This is a genomic window from Amycolatopsis sp. NBC_01286, from assembly GCF_035982555.1.
Lineage (GTDB): Bacteria > Actinomycetota > Actinomycetes > Mycobacteriales > Pseudonocardiaceae > Amycolatopsis.
The window spans coordinates 7,250,868-7,267,384 of sequence record NZ_CP108428.1 but is presented as its reverse complement, the minus strand read 5'-3'; the positions used below and the strand labels follow the sequence as shown (position 1 = coordinate 7,267,384).

17 protein-coding genes are annotated in these 16,517 nt (G+C 73.4%); 9 read left to right on the top strand and 8 right to left on the bottom strand.

The genetic code is table 11. The annotated features are described in order from the left end of the window. Positions 1-114 precede the first annotated feature (114 nt). The gene (locus OG570_RS34145; protein WP_326953107.1) at positions 115-3,774 is read left to right on the top strand and encodes a family 78 glycoside hydrolase catalytic domain; all 3,660 of its coding nucleotides are present in this window, start codon (positions 115-117) and stop codon (positions 3,772-3,774) included. 58 nt (positions 3,775-3,832) lie between these two features. Further along, entirely contained in the window at positions 3,833-4,492 is a 660-nt protein-coding gene (locus tag OG570_RS34140; RefSeq protein ID WP_326953106.1) for a hypothetical protein, read from the top strand. Between the two features lie 5 nt (positions 4,493-4,497). Here OG570_RS34140 and OG570_RS34135 read toward each other — a convergent pair whose 3' ends face one another. Continuing rightward, a complete protein-coding gene (locus OG570_RS34135; protein WP_247052074.1) occupies positions 4,498-4,857 on the bottom strand; it encodes a hypothetical protein in 360 nt (119 codons plus the stop codon). A gap of 214 nt (positions 4,858-5,071) precedes the next feature. Between OG570_RS34135 and OG570_RS34130 the strand changes: the two genes are divergently transcribed. Together OG570_RS34130 and OG570_RS34125 are read left to right on the top strand one after the other, a co-directional pair. Next, complete coding sequence (locus tag OG570_RS34130) at positions 5,072-5,248, top strand: CsbD family protein (protein ID WP_247052075.1); 177 nt, start codon at positions 5,072-5,074, stop codon at positions 5,246-5,248. A 123-nt stretch (positions 5,249-5,371) separates the two neighbouring features. Beyond that, complete coding sequence (locus OG570_RS34125; RefSeq protein ID WP_326953105.1) at positions 5,372-7,201, top strand: FUSC family protein; 1,830 nt, start codon at positions 5,372-5,374, stop codon at positions 7,199-7,201. A gap of 160 nt (positions 7,202-7,361) precedes the next feature. Here OG570_RS34125 and OG570_RS34120 read toward each other — a convergent pair whose 3' ends face one another. Together OG570_RS34120 and OG570_RS34115 are read right to left on the bottom strand one after the other, a co-directional pair. Further along, a complete protein-coding gene (locus OG570_RS34120; protein WP_326953104.1) occupies positions 7,362-7,664 on the bottom strand; it encodes a ribosomal protein L7/L12 in 303 nt (100 codons plus the stop codon). 41 nt (positions 7,665-7,705) lie between these two features. After that, positions 7,706-8,602: an MBL fold metallo-hydrolase gene (locus tag OG570_RS34115; RefSeq protein ID WP_326953103.1), complete on the bottom strand. Its 897-nt coding sequence runs from the start codon at positions 8,600-8,602 to the stop codon at positions 7,706-7,708. A gap of 79 nt (positions 8,603-8,681) precedes the next feature. Here OG570_RS34115 and OG570_RS34110 point away from each other — a divergent pair, with 79 nt between their 5' ends. Together OG570_RS34110 and OG570_RS34105 are read left to right on the top strand one after the other, a co-directional pair. Next, complete coding sequence (locus OG570_RS34110; protein WP_326953102.1) at positions 8,682-9,353, top strand: TetR/AcrR family transcriptional regulator; 672 nt, start codon at positions 8,682-8,684, stop codon at positions 9,351-9,353. A 30-nt stretch (positions 9,354-9,383) separates the two neighbouring features. Continuing rightward, positions 9,384-9,950 (top strand): cysteine hydrolase family protein, encoded by a 567-nt coding sequence (locus tag OG570_RS34105; RefSeq protein ID WP_326953101.1) that lies wholly within the window; start codon positions 9,384-9,386, stop codon positions 9,948-9,950. 19 nt (positions 9,951-9,969) lie between these two features. Here the strand turns inward: OG570_RS34105 and OG570_RS34100 are convergent, their stop codons facing one another. From OG570_RS34100 to OG570_RS34090, 3 genes are read right to left on the bottom strand one after another with little or no spacing between them, the layout of a single operon-like run. Next, positions 9,970-10,302: an antibiotic biosynthesis monooxygenase family protein gene (locus OG570_RS34100; protein WP_326949862.1), complete on the bottom strand. Its 333-nt coding sequence runs from the start codon at positions 10,300-10,302 to the stop codon at positions 9,970-9,972. A gap of 9 nt (positions 10,303-10,311) precedes the next feature. Beyond that, positions 10,312-11,247 carry a serine hydrolase gene (locus tag OG570_RS34095; RefSeq protein WP_326953100.1) on the bottom strand — a complete coding sequence of 312 codons (936 nt, stop codon included), beginning with the start codon at positions 11,245-11,247 and terminating at the stop codon, positions 10,312-10,314. A gap of 10 nt (positions 11,248-11,257) precedes the next feature. Beyond that, on the bottom strand, positions 11,258-12,136 hold the full coding sequence (locus OG570_RS34090) for a LysR family transcriptional regulator (protein WP_326953099.1): 879 nt from the start codon (positions 12,134-12,136) through the stop codon (positions 11,258-11,260). Positions 12,137-12,276: 140 nt separating this feature from the next. Between OG570_RS34090 and bla the strand changes: the two genes are divergently transcribed. From bla to OG570_RS34075, 3 genes are all read left to right on the top strand, one after another. Beyond that, complete coding sequence (bla, locus tag OG570_RS34085) at positions 12,277-13,146, top strand: class A beta-lactamase (protein WP_442788341.1); 870 nt, start codon at positions 12,277-12,279, stop codon at positions 13,144-13,146. 125 nt (positions 13,147-13,271) lie between these two features. Beyond that, on the top strand, positions 13,272-13,856 hold the full coding sequence (locus OG570_RS34080; protein WP_326953097.1) for a sigma-70 family RNA polymerase sigma factor: 585 nt from the start codon (positions 13,272-13,274) through the stop codon (positions 13,854-13,856). 203 nt (positions 13,857-14,059) lie between these two features. Next, entirely contained in the window at positions 14,060-14,818 is a 759-nt protein-coding gene (locus tag OG570_RS34075; protein ID WP_326953096.1) for an ATP-binding protein, read from the top strand. 5 nt (positions 14,819-14,823) lie between these two features. Here the strand turns inward: OG570_RS34075 and OG570_RS34070 are convergent, their stop codons facing one another. Beyond that, complete coding sequence (locus tag OG570_RS34070) at positions 14,824-16,170, bottom strand: MiaB/RimO family radical SAM methylthiotransferase (RefSeq protein WP_326960236.1); 1,347 nt, start codon at positions 16,168-16,170, stop codon at positions 14,824-14,826. Between the two features lie 26 nt (positions 16,171-16,196). Beyond that, a complete protein-coding gene (locus OG570_RS34065) occupies positions 16,197-16,493 on the bottom strand; it encodes a hypothetical protein (protein WP_326949868.1) in 297 nt (98 codons plus the stop codon). Positions 16,494-16,517 lie beyond the last annotated feature (24 nt).

The following is a 16,517-nucleotide window of genomic DNA, read 5'->3' as shown; positions in this document are numbered from 1 at the left end:
GCTGCACCCGGTGGAGTATTGCGGTTGCGTGATCCTCTGATTACAGTCACATATCACACTGGATTGAAACGTTTTAACGTTCCGCAGCCCCGTCCCCGTCATCCAGGAGCCGCAATGCCGCGATCCCAGCTCTGGCGCGCGACCACCACCACCGCCCTCGCCGCGACCCTGGTGCTCTCCGGCGCCGCCGCTCCCCCGGCGGGCGCCGCGCCCCCACCGGACATCTCCGGGGCGCACTGGATCTGGTACCCCGAGGGTGACGCGCGGGTGTCCGCCCCGGCCGCGACCCGGTACTTCCGCACCACGTTCACCGTCGCCACCGGCGCGGTCAGCGACGCCCGGTTCACCGTGACCGGCGACGACACCGCCGACGTCTGGCTCAACGGCAAGCCCCTCGCGTCCTCGGCCCGCGTCACCGACTCCTGGAAGACGGGGCTGCCGGTCGACCTGCGGCCCGCGCTCGTCCCCGGCGTCAACACCCTCGCCGTCGCCGTCCGCAACGCCGGCGGCCCGGCCGGGCTGCTCGGCCGGCTGCACGTCGCGACCGCGTCGGGCACCACCGACCTGACCACCGGAGCGGGCTGGAAGAGCGCGCAGACCGCGCCGGAAGGCTGGGAGCAGCCCGGCTTCGCCGACGGGTCCTGGCCCGCGGCCGCGGATCTCGGCGCTTACGGCGCCGCACCCTGGGGCGCCGGCGTCACCACACCGGACTCCACCGCCGCGGCCCCCCTTTCCGTGGCGAGCGCGACGGTCGGCACCCGGGTGAACCCGATCGGCGTCGACCCGGCGCAGGCGCGGTTCGGCTGGAAGCTGACGTCGTCGACGTCGCAGCAGCGGCAGTCGGCCTACCAGATCGTGGTGTCCGCCAACGGATCCGACGTCTGGGACAGCGGGCAGGTCGCGTCCGGGCAGCAGGCCGACGTCGCGTACGGCGGGCCCGCGTTCGGCTCGCTGACGGCCTACACCTGGCGCGTCCGGGTCTGGGACGCCCAGGGCCGCGCGAGTGGCTGGAGCCCGGTGCAGCGGTTCGAAACGGCGTTGCGCGCCCCGGCGACCGAGTGGACCGGCGCGTTCATCGGCCGTTCGGCGGCCGGTCCGGACCTCGCCGGCGCGAGCTGGGTCTGGTACCCGGAGGGCGACCCGGCCGGCGGGATCCCGCCGGCGACCCGGTACTTCCGCAAGACCGTGCAGCTGAGCGCGGCGCCGTCGAAGGCCACGCTCGTCGTGACCGGTGACGACACCGCGACCGTGTGGGTCAACGGCACCCAGGTCAGTTCGTCGCCGCGCTCCACCGACTCGTGGAAGCAGGCCGCCGTCGTCGACGTCGGTCCGCTGCTCACGACCGGCGCGAACGTCATCGCGATCAGCAGCGAGAACACCACGCAGAGCCCGGCCGGGATGATCGCCAAGCTGACCGTCACCGGTGGGCCGACGGTCGTCACCGACGCGTCCTGGAAGGCGAACCAGACCGGGCCGTCCGGCTGGCAGCAGCGCACGTTCGACGACAGCGCCTGGACCGCGGCGCGGGCGCTGACCGCGTACGGCACCGGGCCGTGGGCGTCGAACGTCGTCGTCGCGTCGCCCGCTCCCCTGCTGCGCAAGAGCTTCACCGTCAGCAAGCCGGTCGCCAGCGCCCGGCTGCTCACCACCGCGCTCGGCCTGCAGGAGACCCGGCTCAACGGGACCAAGGTCGGCGGCGAGGTCCTCGAACCCGGCTGGACCGACTACACGAAACGGCTGCAGTACCGGGTTTCCGACGTCACCGGCCAGATCCGCCAGGGTGACAACGCGATCGGCGCGCTGCTGGGCAACGGCTGGTACTCCGGCAGCATCGGCATCGCCGGCAGCCAGCGCTACGGCACCAAGCCGTGGTACTCGGCGCAGCTGCGGCTGACCTACACCGACGGCACCAGCTCGACCGTCGCCACCGACGGCACCTGGAAGACCGGCGACGGCCCGATCCGCGCCGACGACCTCTACCAGGGCGAAAACTACGACGCGCGGCTCGCCGTCACCGCCTGGGACCAGCCCGGCTTCAACGACAGCGCGTGGCAGGCGCCCGGCGTGCGCACCGACGCCAAGCCGAACCTGGTGGCCCAGGTGGACAACGGCGTCACCGTGCAGCAGGAGTTCCACCCGGTCGCCATCACGCAGCCCAAGCCGGGCGTGTGGGTCGCCGACATGGGCCAGAACTTCGGCGGCGTGGACCGGCTTTCGGTGACCGGACCGGCGGGGACCACGGTGACGCTGCGGCACGCCGAGGTGCTCAACCCCGACGGCACGATCTACACCGACAACCTCCGGGCCGCGCAGGCGACCGACCGGTTCACCCTCGCGGGCACGGGCGGTGTCGAGACGTACGAACCGCGCTTCACCGTGCACGGCTACCGGTACGTCGAGCTGACCGGGCTGCCGTCCGCACCGACCGCGACCACGGTCACCGGCCGGGCGATGTGGACGACCGGCGCGCAGACCGGCACCTTCACCTCGTCGAACACGATGGTGAACCAGTTGCAGCACAACATCCTCTGGGGTGAGCGCTCCAACATGCTGTCGGTGCCGAGCGACTGCCCGCAGCGCGACGAGCGGCTGGGCTGGACCGGCGACATCGGGATCTTCGCCGGGACGTCGACGTTCAACCTGGACGTCGCGAACTTCCTCGGCAAGTTCAGCGACGACCTGACCGACGCCCAGCACGCCGACGGCTCGTTCACCGACGTCGCGCCGGGCGTGCTGGACGGTTCGGGCACGGCGGGCTGGGGCGACGCGGGCGTCATCGTGCCCTACACCCTGTGGCAGCGCTACGGCGACACCGGCGTGATCAACGAGCACTTCGCCGCCATGGTCAAGTGGGTCGAGTACCTGCGCTCGACGTCCGGCGCGGACCTGATCCGCGACCACCAGACGTTCGGGGACTGGCTCAACGTCAACGACAACACCGCGCAGGACCTGATCTCGACGGCGTTCTTCGCGTACTCGTCGCGGCTGGTCTCGCGGATGGCGGCGGCCACCGGGCACACCGCGGAGGCGACGAAGTACGGGACGCTCGCCGACCAGATCGCCGCGGCGTTCGCGAACAAGTTCTCGGCGGCGGACGGCACGGTCGGCGCGAACACGCAGACCGGGTACGTCCTGGCGCTGGCGTTCGGGCTGCTGCCGGCGGCACGGGTGCAGCCCGCGGCGGACAAGCTGGCCGCGAAGGTCGCCGCCAGTGGTGGCCACCTCAGCGTCGGCTTCCTCGGCGTCGAGAACCTGCTGCCGGTGCTGGCCGCCCACGGGCACGCCGACGTCGCGTACCAGGTGCTGCTGCAGCCCGGGTTCCCCGGCTGGGGCTACATGATCGGCCGCGGGGCGACGACGATCTGGGAACGCTGGGACGGCATCAAGACCGACGGTTCGTTCAACGATCCCGGGATGAACTCGTTCAACCACTACGGTCTCGGCTCGGTCGGCGACTTCCTGTACCGCTCGGTCGGCGGCCTGTCGCCGTCGGCGCCGGGGTACGCGGCGCTGGACATCGCGCCTCGCCCGGGCGGTGGCCTGACGTCGGCGAAGGCCACGTACGAGACGCCGTTCGGCGGCGCGGTCAGCGACTGGTCGATCAGCGGCGGCACGCTCACCCTGCGGGTGACGGTCCCGGCGGGCGCTTCGGCGACCGTCCGGGTCCCGACGTCGCAGACCGGCGCCGTGAACGCGCCGGCCGAGGCGGTGCCCTCGGCGGCAGGGACGTACTTCGTGCCCGCCGGGTCGTACGTGTTCACCGCGCCCGCGTGAGCCCGCGGGCCGGTGCCGTCGCTGTCCGCGGCGGCACCGGCCCGTTAGGGTCGGGCGCGTGGACCTGCCCGGCTACTGGCTACGCCGACCGGCCGCGCCGACGTCGGACTCGCTGCGCGCCCGGTTCGACGCCCTGCTGGACGAAGCGCTCGCGGCCGGCCCGGAACACCCGATCGACTACCGGCTCGACGCGCCGAAGTGGCAGTTCCTGTGCCACGCCGCCGACCGCGGCGACCACGTGCTGCACGGCTCGGGCCGGCCCGGCATCACGGAGTTCACCCCACGCCGGCCGCCCGACATGACCGAGTTCGGCAGCCGGCTCGCGGTCTTCGCGGCCGCGGACGGTATCTGGCCGATGTTCTACGCCGTCCTCGACCGCGACAGCGGGCCGGTGTCGATGTGCAACGGCTGTGCGCGCGTGGGCGGCGAAGCGCGGTACCACTTCTCGATCAGCGCGCCCGCGCTGGCGCGGCAGCCGTGGCGGAGCGGCACGGTGTACCTCTTGCCGGCCGCCACCTTCGATCTGGAGCCGCCGACCGGCGAAGCCCGCTCGATGCAGGCCGCCAGCCCGGTGCCCGTGCGGCCGCTCGCCAAGCTCACGGTCGAGCCGGCCGACTTCCCGTTCCGGGACGACGTCCACGGCCACGACGACGCGGAACTGACCGCGCGGGCGAAGGCCGATCCGGACGGCTTCCCGTGGCACGTCCCGGCGTCGTGACCGGGCTACTGCCGCAGCGCCAGGTTCAGGGCGTCGCCGGCGTGGTCGAGGCAGTCCCCGCAGATCACCGCGTCACGGGGCACGCAGCGCACGCGGACCAGCGGTCGGCGGAAGCCGAGGAACGTGCGGCGCTCACGGCGGCTGCAGAACTCGCAGACCGGCGCCTGCGGTGAACTGACCGCTTCGAAGGTCTCACCGGCCTCGTTCGGGCGTTCCTCGCGGTCGCGGATCACCCACAAGCCGGCCTGCACACAATCCACGCAGATCGGGCCCGACGGGCCGGGCACGCGGGTGTCCCGCGGTCGCGGGGGTCGCCCGCAGAACCGGCAGGGTGCGGTCAGCCGTCCGGCCCCGTTCGTCGTCACACAGCCTCCTCGGCGGTTGCCCGGCCCACGCTACCCGGCTTCCGGAGCCGGCCGTCCTGTTCGGACCCGGCACACGTCCGGGTGGCGTGACGGCCCTCACGTCACCCGGATGGCTCAGAAAAGGTGTACGTCGGCGCTGAGCGGGTAGCCATATAGCAAGGCCCTCGTGGCGACAGGCCGATCCGGAAATGTCGCCTGACGAAAGGTGCAGCCCGTGAACGACAAGATCGAGAACAAGGGTGAAGAGCTGAAGGGCCGGGCCAAGGAGGCCGTCGGCGACGCCACCGGCAACGAGCAGTGGCAGGCCGAAGGCAAGGCCGACCAGGCCAAGGGCTCCCTCAAGCAGGCCGGCGAGAAGATCAAGGACGCCATCAAGGGCGTCAAGGACTGACCTGAGGTTTTCGCGACCGCCGCACCCCGGCTTCCGGGGTGCGGCGGTTTTGCTGTCCGGACCCACAGTGCTGTCCGCCGTGCGCCAGGATGATCAGGGCAGTGCGCGCGGCGAGGGGTTGGTGTGGTGAAAGGCCTGATCAAGAGCGTCGGGATGCTCGGGTTCGTCGTGGTCGTCGTCGGCGCGACGGCGGGCATCGGAGTGGCGGTCGGCCTCGGCAACACCGTGGTCCTGGCCGGGCTCACGGCGTTGTTCTGCTTCATCGCCGCCACGGGCGGACCGCTGCGGTCCGACCTCGTGCTGCTCGCCTGCTACGCGCCCCTCGTGGTCGCCGGCGTGGCCGGTCCGCGGTTGCTGGGCGCGGTGTCGGACGTCGCCGCGATCGCGCTGCTCACCGTCGTCGTGTTCGTCGCCGCCCTGCTGCCGGCGCTCGGGTCGCGGTTCGTCACGGTCGGGCTCGGCCTGGGGATGGCGTCGGTGTTCGGCTACGGCTTCCAGCTGACCGGCACCGCGAGCGCCGGGCAGATCATCGGCGCGCCCGCGCTCGCCGTCGGCGTGGCGATCGTGCTGCGGCTCCTGCTCGGCGTCGGCGACCCCGGCAAGCCCACCCGGGAGGCACTCGCCGACGCGCTCGCGGGCGGTGGTCAGGACACCGCCGAACGTGCCGTGCGGCTGTGGCTGGCCGACCGGCCGCGGAAGTGGCAGACCCGCGTGCTGGGCGCCGGTGTGCGGGCCCGCGCCACGGCAGCGATCCTCGACGACCGGCGACGGGCCCTCGGCGAAGACCAGGCGGACGCGCTGCGCACGATTCTCGACGCGGCGGACGCGGAGCTGGCCGTCCTCGCCGACGCCGTCCGCGCCAAGGATGCCCCGGACGACCTGCCCGCGGCCGAGCGGCCGGACCCCGGTGCCGGGCTGCCCGGCGAAACGCGGCGGCTCGTCGACGAGCTGTGGTCCGGCGTCGACGCGGTCCGCGACGCCGTGCTCACCCGCGACGAGTCCGTTGTGGACATCCCGCGCGCGGCCGTGCGGGCGGCGCTGCGCCACGAGGCCGAAGGCGCGCTCTCCTGGCGTTCCGCGCAGCTGCGGCACGCCGTCCGCTGCGCGATCGGGATGCTGCTCGCCCTGGTCGTCGCGCGGTTCCGGCCGGGCGACCCGCTCACGGTGTCGTTCCTGATGACGACGTTCGCCGTGCTGCAGCCGGAGTGGCGGGACACGCTGAGCAAGGCGTGGCAGCGCGTCGGTGGCGCCCTGGGCGGCGCGGTCGTGCTGGCGCTGGTGCTGTGGCTGCTGCCGCCCGGCGCGTTGCTGCCGCTCGCGCTGGTGGCGCTGCTGGCCGGGTTCCCGCTGATGCGGAGCCGGCCGACGGTGTTCAACGGGTGCATGGTGCTCATGAGCGTCGGGATGAACTCGGCGACGAAGCACCTCGACGCGCGGACGTTGCTGGTGGAGTACGTGCTGCTGATGGTGCTGGCCGTCGTGATCGCGCTGCTGTTCGGCTTCGCGGCCGTGCCGGGGGTGCGGAAGCCGTCCCTGGCCGAGCGGTTCGCCGAGGCCGTGGACACGACCCGGGCGTTGCTCGCCGAGGTCGCGGGGGCGCTGGACGGCGCACCGCGAGCGCGGCTTGCTCCGAGGTTCCGGGCCGCGGCCCGCGCCCAGCAGGACCTGCGGGCGCCGGAACCGGGGAGCAAGCCGCCCGAGCCCGGTCAGCAGGCCGCGCTGGACGCGGCCGCCGAAGGACTGCGCGGGCTCGCGGCGTCGGCGGGCGCGTTGCTGCTGCGCGGTGGCCCGACGCCGATGGCCGAGTTCACCTCGACGGCCGCGCTCGCGCTGGGCGGCTCGCCGATCACGGCCCCCGACGCGCCGCTCGACGAGGAGCAGCGCCTGGTGGCCGACACCGTGATCGCGGACGTCCTGCGCGTCCGCCACGCCGCCCCGGCCCTCGGCGGCTAGGCGGTGTCCTACAAGTCAAGCTCGCGGTCTTCGCGCCCAGACGGCCCCTGACGGCACGGGCGGGATCACCCGAGTACGGCCCAGTACGAGGGTGACCCGCCCGCGCCGCCAGGAACCACCTGGATCACGAAGCCCATCGAGCAGACTCGCAGGACACCGCCTAGGCCATCCGTTCCACGGCGTCCTTCGCGTCCTTGAGCCTCACGCCCGTGTGCTCGCGGTAGGCCTTGATCGCCTGGATCTTCTTGCCCTCCAGCAGGAACTGCCGCACGTCGGGCAGGTCGGCCAGCTGCGGCTGAGCCGGCTCCGCGACGGCGACGCCGAGGTGCCCGGCGATGGCGTCCAGCTTCAGTTCCATCCGGGCGAGGCGGCGCTCGAGGCGGTTGATCCGGCGGTCGTTGGCCGAGGCGCCCAGGGCGACGGCCGCGACGAGCACGACGACGGCCAGCAGCGTGTAGTCCATGGTGGACATCGTACGGAGCCGCGCCGGGCCGCGTGGGACTTTCAGCCCGCCGAGTGGAACGCCGTGGCCGCCAGGGCGATCCACTCGGGATTGTCCCACTCCGGCCAGCGGGCCCGTGCGTCCGCGTCGACCTTCGCCGCCGTCTCCGCCGCGGACGCGCCGGCGGTCTTCAGCCGCGTCACCTCGGCTTGGACGTGCGCCAGGTAACCGCGGATCTCGTGCAGCAGCGTGACGTCGGCGATTTCACCGTGCCCGGGCACCACCACTTCCGGGGCCAGGTCCGCCATGCCGCTCAACGCGGCGATCCAGCGGGCGCCGTCGAAATCGGTGTCGTGCGGCGGGAAGTACGGCGCGATCGGGAACATCCGCGTCTCCGCGAGGTCGCCGGTGAACAGCACGCGGCCGTCGACGAGGACCGTCTGGTCGCCCGCGCTGTGCGCCGGGCCCCACTCCCGCAGCACCACCCGGTGCCCGCCGAGGTCGAGCTCCGCCCGGCCCTCGTAGACGACGTCCGGGTCGACGAAGGTGACGCCGTCCAGCTCGGCGGCGATGGCGGGGCCGAGGCCGCTGAACATCCGGACGTACCCGGCGCCCTTGCGGGCCAGCTCGTCACGCTGGGCGCGGTTGGCGACGATCGTCGCCGCGCCCGCGAACACCTCCGCGCCGAAGCCGTGCTCCGGGTGGAAGTGCGTGGTCGTCAGGTACAGCGGCCGTCCGCCGGCGAGCCGCTTCGCTTGCGCCAGCACGTATTCGCCGTTGCGCCGGCCGAGGCCGGTGTCGACGACCAGCGTCGCCCGGTCGCCGACGACGAAGCCGATGTTGGGCACGAGCGGCACCCGGTTGTCGCGCAGGACGAAGACGCCGTCGGCCACCTCGACCGGCTCACCGCCCACGATCGGCGGCGCCGCCTCCGTCACGTCGGGCAGGTTTGCGGTCATGTCCGGGCTCCCATCTGATCGGTGTTCAGTTCCTGATCTGAACATAGTACAGATTCTGAGCGGTGTTAAGATCGGCGTCATGATCCGGGAGCGGTACCACCACGGAGACCTGCGCGGCGCGCTGCTCGACGGCGCCGAGGCGCTGGTCCGCGAGCGCGGGGCCGACGGCTGGAGCCTGCGGGAGGCGACGGTGCGGATCGGGGTCAGCCCGAGCGCCGCCTACCACCACTTCGCGTCGCGGGACGCGCTGGTCCGCGCGTTGTCGGACCGGCTGGTCGCCCGGCTGGGTGAACGCATGGGCCGGGCCGCCGCCCGCGCGCGGGGCGGCCCGCGGCACCGGCTCGTCGCGGCCGCGCGCGACTACGTTCGCTGGGCGATCGAGGATCCCGCGGTCGCCGGGCTGATCTTCGCGGCGCATCGCGCCGAACCCGGAGAGCCGGTTTCACCGCATCCGCACGACGTCTTCGCGGCCGAACTCGACCGGCTGGCCGAAGAAGGCGGTTTGCCCGCGTCGGCGCGGCCCGGGGCGGAGATCGTCGTCTGGTCGGCGATGCACGGCCTGGCCACGCTCCTGGTCGACGGCCTCGTCCGGTCCGACGGCCCGCGGGCGATCGACCGCCAGGCCGAGCGGCTGATCGGGGCCGTGCTGACCGGACTGGAGCAGGAGCCCGAACCGTCGTCTCCGTGGCCGCTCCCCCGGACTTCGCACACCGAGCGGAAAGCGCGCGAAAATGTCGGTGGTCCCGCTTAGAGTGGTCGCGACCAAGCTCCGGGAGGGATCATGACCACACTCACCGACCGTCCGAACACCGCGCTGCTCGTCGTCGACGTGCAGAACGGCGTGCTGCGGGAGGCCCACGACCGGGAGGCCGTCGTCGCCAACATCGCGGCGCTGGTGGACAAAGCGCGCTCGGCCGGCGTCGACGTCGTATGGGTGCAGCACACCAGCGACGAGCTGCCACGCGACAGCGAGACGTGGCAGTACATCCCGGAACTCGTCCGCCGCGACGCGGAACCGCTGGTGCACAAGACGTACGGCGATTCGTTCGAGGCCACCGACCTCGAGGCCGTGCTGGCCTCACGCGGTGTCGGCAGGCTGGTGGTCGCGGGCGCGCAGACCGACGCGTGCATCCGCTCGACGCTGCACGGCGCGATCGTCCGCGGCTACGACGCGACGTTGGTCGCCGACGCGCACACCACCGAAGACCTGTCGGCCTACGGCGCGCCGGTGCCCGGGCAGGTCATCGCGCACACGAACCTGTACTGGCAGTACCAGACAGCGCCGGGCCGGACCGCGGGCACGCTGAAGACCGAGGAGGTGGACTTCGGGGTGAAGGCCACGGTCTGACGCGCGCGGCGGCTTGCCCTCACTCGCGCTCGAAGCCGTAGGCGCGCTCCACCTTGGCGACCTCGATGCGGTAGTCCGCGTACCACTGCTCCCGGCCCCGCCGCTGGGCTTCGAGGTGCTCCGGGTGCTGTTTCCACGCCGCGATCGACTCCGCGTCGCGGTAGTACAGCACCGTCAGCTCGCGGCCGTCGGCGTCGGTCGTGGACTCGCGGCCCAGGTAGCCCGGCTGGGCGCGGCCCAGCTCGGTCATGCGGTCGTCCATCGCCGCGTAACCGTCGAGGTGGTCGGCGTCCAGCTTGCTGCTGACGATCACGGCGTAGTACGGCGGTTCGGGTCTGGTGAAGGAGGACACCCGCGGAGCCTAGGCGCCGGAAATCCCGCGCCCAACCGGTTTTCCGGCCGCGCGCAGGTGGTCCCGCAGCGCCCGCGCCACCCGGGACATCAGGACCTCCGCCTCGGGCTGGAGCACGGCCGGGACCAGGGACTCGGTGAGGGCGACGACGCCGAACGCGCGGCCGTCGGCGTGCTCGACGACGCCCGCTTCGTGCCGCAGGTTCAGCAGGGTGCCGGTCTTCGACGACCACTTCGACGCGTCCGTGGCGAAGTCGGGGGTCAGGCGGTGCCGCAGGACGTTGAGGCCCATCAGCTCCCGGACGCCGGCCGCCACCGCGGGGTCGATCTTCGACGGCGTCCACAGGGCCTGCAGCAGGTCGAGCAGCGCCCGCGCGGACGCGGAGTTCGCGCGGGTGACGTCGAGCTGCGCGAGCCGGTGGCCCTGGCCCGCCGTGGCCGCGCCGATGGCCAGTGCGTGGGCCAGGTCGACGTCGCCCGACTCGAAGCGCTCGGCCGGGGTGTCGATGAGGTCGCGCATCAGGTGGCGCACGGCGATGCCGGGCACACCCCAGTCGTCCAGCACCCGGGTGACCTCGGCCGGCGGGGTCAGCTCGAACAGGACGTCGGCCGCGGAGCCGTCGCTCAGGGAGGTGCTCAGGTAGACCAGGTCGTCGACGGCGACGCGGGCCGGGTGGCGGAACCGCGTCAGGCCGATCGGGCCGGGGGTGGTGACGCCGCCGGGCTCGACCTCCACCTGGGTCGAGCCGTCGAGCTCGCCCCGGCGGATCCGCTCCAGGGTCACCGCCGCGAGCGGGACCTTGACCAGCGACGCGATCGGGAACACCCGGTCCGGGTCGATCCCCAGCTCCTGCCCGGACGCCAGGTCGCGGACCAGGAACGAGCCGCGGAGCCCACCGTCGGCCAGGTCGGCCCGCAGCTCCCGGACCAGCGTTTCGGTGCTCAACCCCGCCCCCTCAGGTCCCGGCGGCGCCGAGACATCGCCCGACCGCCGCCCACAGCCCGGTGCGCAGCCGGTCGGCGTCCTCCCCCAGCGCGGCGGTGACGTCGAAGCCGCGCGCGAGGTCGATCTCCCCGATCGGCCGCCACTGTAGCCCGAGGTCGGCGGCCTGCGCGGCCGAGCACAGCAGCAGGTCCGCCGAGCCGAAGACGTCGGCCGCCGCCGAGGTCAGCGACGCGGCCACGGCGACCTGGGCGGGTTGCAGGCCCACGGCGTCGCGGGTCCGCAGCACGCGATCCCGCACGTGCGGGACGTCGTCCTCGGGCTGCAGCCAGACGCGCCGCCGCGCGCCGCCCGAGCGGCCGGCACGCAGGGTCTCCAGGTGCACAACCGTCGCCGGCGGCGTCGCCACGCCGGCCAGGCCCAGCGGGACGGCCCACGCGCCCTCCTCGGCGGGGACCGCGACGAGCGCGGCGCGCACCTCCTGGGTGCGGACGAGCTCGGCCCGCTCCCCCGGCGCCGCCGCGCGGAACTCCAGGTGGACCTCCAGCGCGCGGGCTTCGGCGGCGAGTTCGGCGAGGTCCCGGACACCGCACGTGTCCGGGACGGCCACCCGCATCGGCCGCAGCCGGGCGCGCCGTGCGTCGTGTTCCATCGCCTCGGCCAGCCGGACCAGGCGTTTCGCCGGGGGCAGCATGTCGCGGCCGAACGGGGTGAGCGTGGCCCGGCGGGTCGACCGGTCGAAGAGCCGCTCGCCGAGGTGGCGTTCGAGCGCGGCGATGCGGCGGCTGGCGACCGGCTGCGGGATGCGCGCGAGCGCCGCGCCCGCGGTGAAGCTCCCCGCTTCGCTCACGCTCACGAACGCTCTGCAGCCGCCGACCAGGTCCACGACCACACTCTATGCGATTGTGGCATCGAACCCTTCATTTCCGTCTTGGACAGCATGGACGGACGCGGCGAGACTGCGGTAGCCGATCAAGACCGAAAGGATGTGCCGTGTCGTTCCCCCACGTCAGGAGGGCCGCGCTCGCCGCGATGGCGCTCGTCGCGCTGACCGCCTGCGCCGCTCCGGAAGCCGCACCCGCGGCGCCCACGCCGTCGTCCCGGCCGGCTTCACCGCAGGTCGTGCCGCAACCGGACTTCGCGCCGCTCGAAGCCCAGTTCGACGCCCGGCTCGGCGTCTACGCGGTGGACACCGGCACCGGCCGCGAAGTCACGCGCCACGCCGACGACCGCTTCGGGTACGCCTCGACGCACAAGGCGTTCTCCGCGGGCGCGGTCCTGCAGCGCACCAGCCTGCCGGGGCTCGAAAAGGTGCTCAAGTACACCCGGGCCGACCTGCAGGAGAACTCGCCGGTCACCGAGAAGCACGTCGACACCGGCATCTCCCTGCGCGACGCGATGGACGCCGCCCTGCGCTACAGCGACAACACCGCCGCCAACCTGCTGTTCCGCGAGCTCGGCGGGCCCGCCGGGCTCGGCGCCGCGCTGCGCGGGATCGGCGACACGACCACCCACGTCGACCGGACCGAGCCCGGGCTCAACGACCTCGCGCCCGGCGACATCCGCGACACCAGCACCCCGCGTGCCATGGCCGCCAGCCTGCGCGCGTTCACCCTCGGCTCGGCGCTACCGCCGGAGAAGCGGACCGTGCTGACCGGCATGATGCGGGCCAACACCACCGGTGGGGCGCTGATCCGGGCGGGCGCGCCGGCGGGCTGGGCCGTCGCCGACAAGACCGGCACCGGCTCCTACGCGACGCGCAACGACATCGCCGTCGTCTGGCCGCCCGGGCGGGCGCCGATCGTGCTCGTGGTCCTGTCGGACCGGAAGACGCCGGACGCGAAGGCCGACGACCGGCTGATCGCGGCCGCCGCCAAGCTCGCCCTCGACAGCCTGCGCTGAATGGTCCACAAAGGACTTGAAGGTCGATCTTCCGTTACGCTGAACGGGACCACGCGAGCCGTCCCGGACCCCGATGGCCGAGCGCGCCGGGGTTTCCCGTCCCGGCGCCGACCCGGGAGACCACCGTGGGACCAGCTCCGCCGCCGGACATCGTGCTGGTCCGGGACGCGCTCGGCGGCGACCACGAGGCGGTGCAGCAGCTCTTCCGGCTGCTGCGGCCGATCGTGCTCGCCTACTGCCGCAAGCGGCTCGGCCGCGAGAACGCCACGACGACGGCCGAGGACTGCACCCAGGAGGTGCTCTTCGCCGTGCTCGTGGCCCTGCCGCGCTACTCCTACCGGTCCGACAAGTTCCTGTCGTGGGTGTTCGGCATCGCGGCGCACAAGACCGCCGACGTGCACCGCGACCGCAACCGCAGCCACGAACGCTTCACCCCGCTCCCCGACCCCGAAGCGGCGACCGACCCGGCCTGGCGCCTCCCGGCCGCGGCCGACGACTTCGCGGCGATCGAAGAGCACCTCCAGGTGCGGCGCGTACTGAACCGGCTGCCGCGGCACTACCGCCAAGTGGTGACGTTGCGGGTGCTGCTGGGTTATTCCGCCGGGGAAACGGCGGAGCTGCTCGGCATGCCGAGCCCCGAAGCGGTGCGGGTGACCCAGTTCCGCGCGATCCGCCGGCTGCGCCGGGTGATCCGGTACGCCGCGGTCTGACGAAATCCGCGGTGAGGACACCCAATCCGGCGGGGATAGTTCCCTTGTGCAGCAGCCGATCGCGGTGAGGGGCAACCCGAGTTCGTCGTTACGGAGTAAACCGGGCACCGCGATCACGACTAGCGTGGCTTCATGGAGTCATCCGTGAGGTCCCCTGGGGCGAGCGCAGTGCGACGACACGCCGGGCGGGCCTGACGGACTTCGTGCCCTCCGGACTGACGCTGCGCCTGACGTCGCGGCCCGGCAGTGCCCTGGTGACCGTCAGCGGGGAGCTGGACCTGCCCGGCTACGCGTCCCTGCGGGACGGCCTGCTCAAGGTCGCGGCCGACACGCCGCCGGGCATCGTCGCCGACGTCAGCGCGCTGACCATGGACGAGCTCGCGCCGGCCAGCGTCTTCCCGCTGGTCGCCCGGCGCATCGACGGCTGGCCGGGCATCCCGCTGTCCCTGGTCACGAACCGGCGGGCGCACGCGCGGTTGTTGCGCGCCTCGGGGATCGACCGGTTCGTCGCGGTGCACCCGGACGTGGAGACCGCCGAGCACCACCAGAGCACGCCGATCCGGCGCCGGGTGGCCCGGACCCTGCCCCGCACAGCAGGTGCCGCCCCGCTCGCCCGCTCGTTCGTCCGCGAGCTGGCCGGGCGGTGGAACGTGCCCGAACTGGTCTACGACGGCACCCTGATCGCCGGCGAGCTGGCCGACAACGCCGTGCGGCACACGTCGTCGATCCCGGAGGTGCGGCTGGACCTGCGCCGGGGGCTGCTGACCGTGGCGGTCGCCGACGACGACCCGCGGCCCGCGGTGCTGCTGGAGCGGCCGGACGTGCGCAGCCCGGGTGTCGGCCTCGCCATCGTCGCGCACGCGGCGACGGTCTGGGGCAGCAGCCGCCGGTGGTCCGGCGGCAAGGTCGTCTGGGCGGTCCTGACCTCGGCCCGGCACCGCGAGCGCGGCGAGCCCGTCTGAGGCCCCTACGCCGACAGGAGCCGCGCTTCGAGGTCGGGGCCGTCGGCGCCGACGACCTCGGCCCGGACCAGCTCGCCCGCCGCCGGTGCCGTCCCGGCGAACGTGACGGTCCCGTCGACCTCGGGTCCCTGGTGCGCGGCCCAGCCGTGCCCGGCGGGCCCGACCAGCACCTCGACGACCGAGCCGACCCGCTCTGCCGCGCGCCGGCTCCCGGTTTCCTCCGCCAGGAGCGACAGTTCCTCGACGCGCGCCGCGAGCACGTCGGCGGGCACCTTGCCCGGCAGGTCGACGGCTTCGGTGCCGTCCTCGTCCGAGTAGCCGAACACGCCGGCGACGTCCAGCCTGGCCTCCTCGAGGAAGCGCTTGGCCTCGGCGAACTCGGCGTCGGTCTCGCCGGGGAAGCCCGCGATGAAGTTGGACCGCACGCCGGCCTCCGGCGCCACCGCGCGGATCTTCTCCAGCAGCTGCAGGAACCGTTCCCGGTCACCGAAGCGGCGCATCCGGCGCAGCACCGACCCGCTGGCGTGCTGGAACGACAGGTCGAAGTACGGCGCGACGCCGGGTGTCCCGGCGATCGTTTCGAGCAGGCTCGGGCGCAGTTCGGCGGGCTGCAGGTAGTTCACCCGCACCCGGTCGACGACGGCGGTGAGCCGCGGCAGCAGCTTCTCCAGGGCCTGCAGGTCGCCGAGGTCCTTCCCGTACGACGTCGAGTTCTCGCTGACCAGCACCAGTTCGCGGACGCCGTGGCCGGCGAGCCATTCGGCCTCGGCGAGGATCTCGGCCGGCGGCCGGGACACGAACGCGCCGCGGAAGCTCGGGATCGCGCAGAACGTGCAGCGCCGGTCGCAGCCCGACGCCAGCTTGAGCGGGGCGACCGGACCACCGCCGAGCCGGTACCGCAACGGCCTCGGCCCGCTGGCCGGACCGTGGCCGGGAACCGCCGCGGTCACCGCGGCGGGCCGCTGCACCGGCGTGATCGGCAGCAGCAGCCGGCGGTCCTGCGGGGTGTGCGCGGGGTGCGCGCGCCCGTTGACGACGTCCTCGAGGCGGGCGCCGATCTCCGGGTAGTCGTCGAAGGAGAGCACGGCGTCGGCCTCGGGCAGCGCGTCGGCGAGTTCACGGCCGTAGCGCTCGGCCATGCACCCGACGGCGACCACCTTCGCGCCCTTGCCGGAGGCGGCCAGGACCGTGTCGATGGACTCCTTCTTCGCGGCTTCGATGAAGCCGCAGGTGTTCACGACGACGACGTCGGCTTCGGCGCCCGGTTCGGCGAGGCGCCACCCCGACGCGTCCAGGCGCGCGGCCAGCTCGTCGGAGTCGACCTCGTTGCGCGCGCAGCCCAAGGTGACCATCGAAACGGTGCGCACGTCGGCCACCGTCAGGACACGACGATGGTGCCGTGGCCCGACTGGTCGCCGCCGGCCGACACGACGACCGAGTCGCCCTTGGGCCCGTCACCGATCGCGTTGGTCTGGACCAGCACCGGTGCGTCGACCGCGGGCGTGACCACGCTCAGCGGCAGGTAGGCGGTGATCACCAGCCCGCTCGCCAGCAGCACGCGGGCGACCCGGCGGCGCCGGTCACCGGTTTCCCGGACGCTGACGCAAGTGCCCCACTGCCGGCCGGCCGGCGCTTCCGGCGTGCTCCCCTGCCGACGACGACGTTCTTCGGCCATACGCTCGAGTTTGCCCACGGTTCC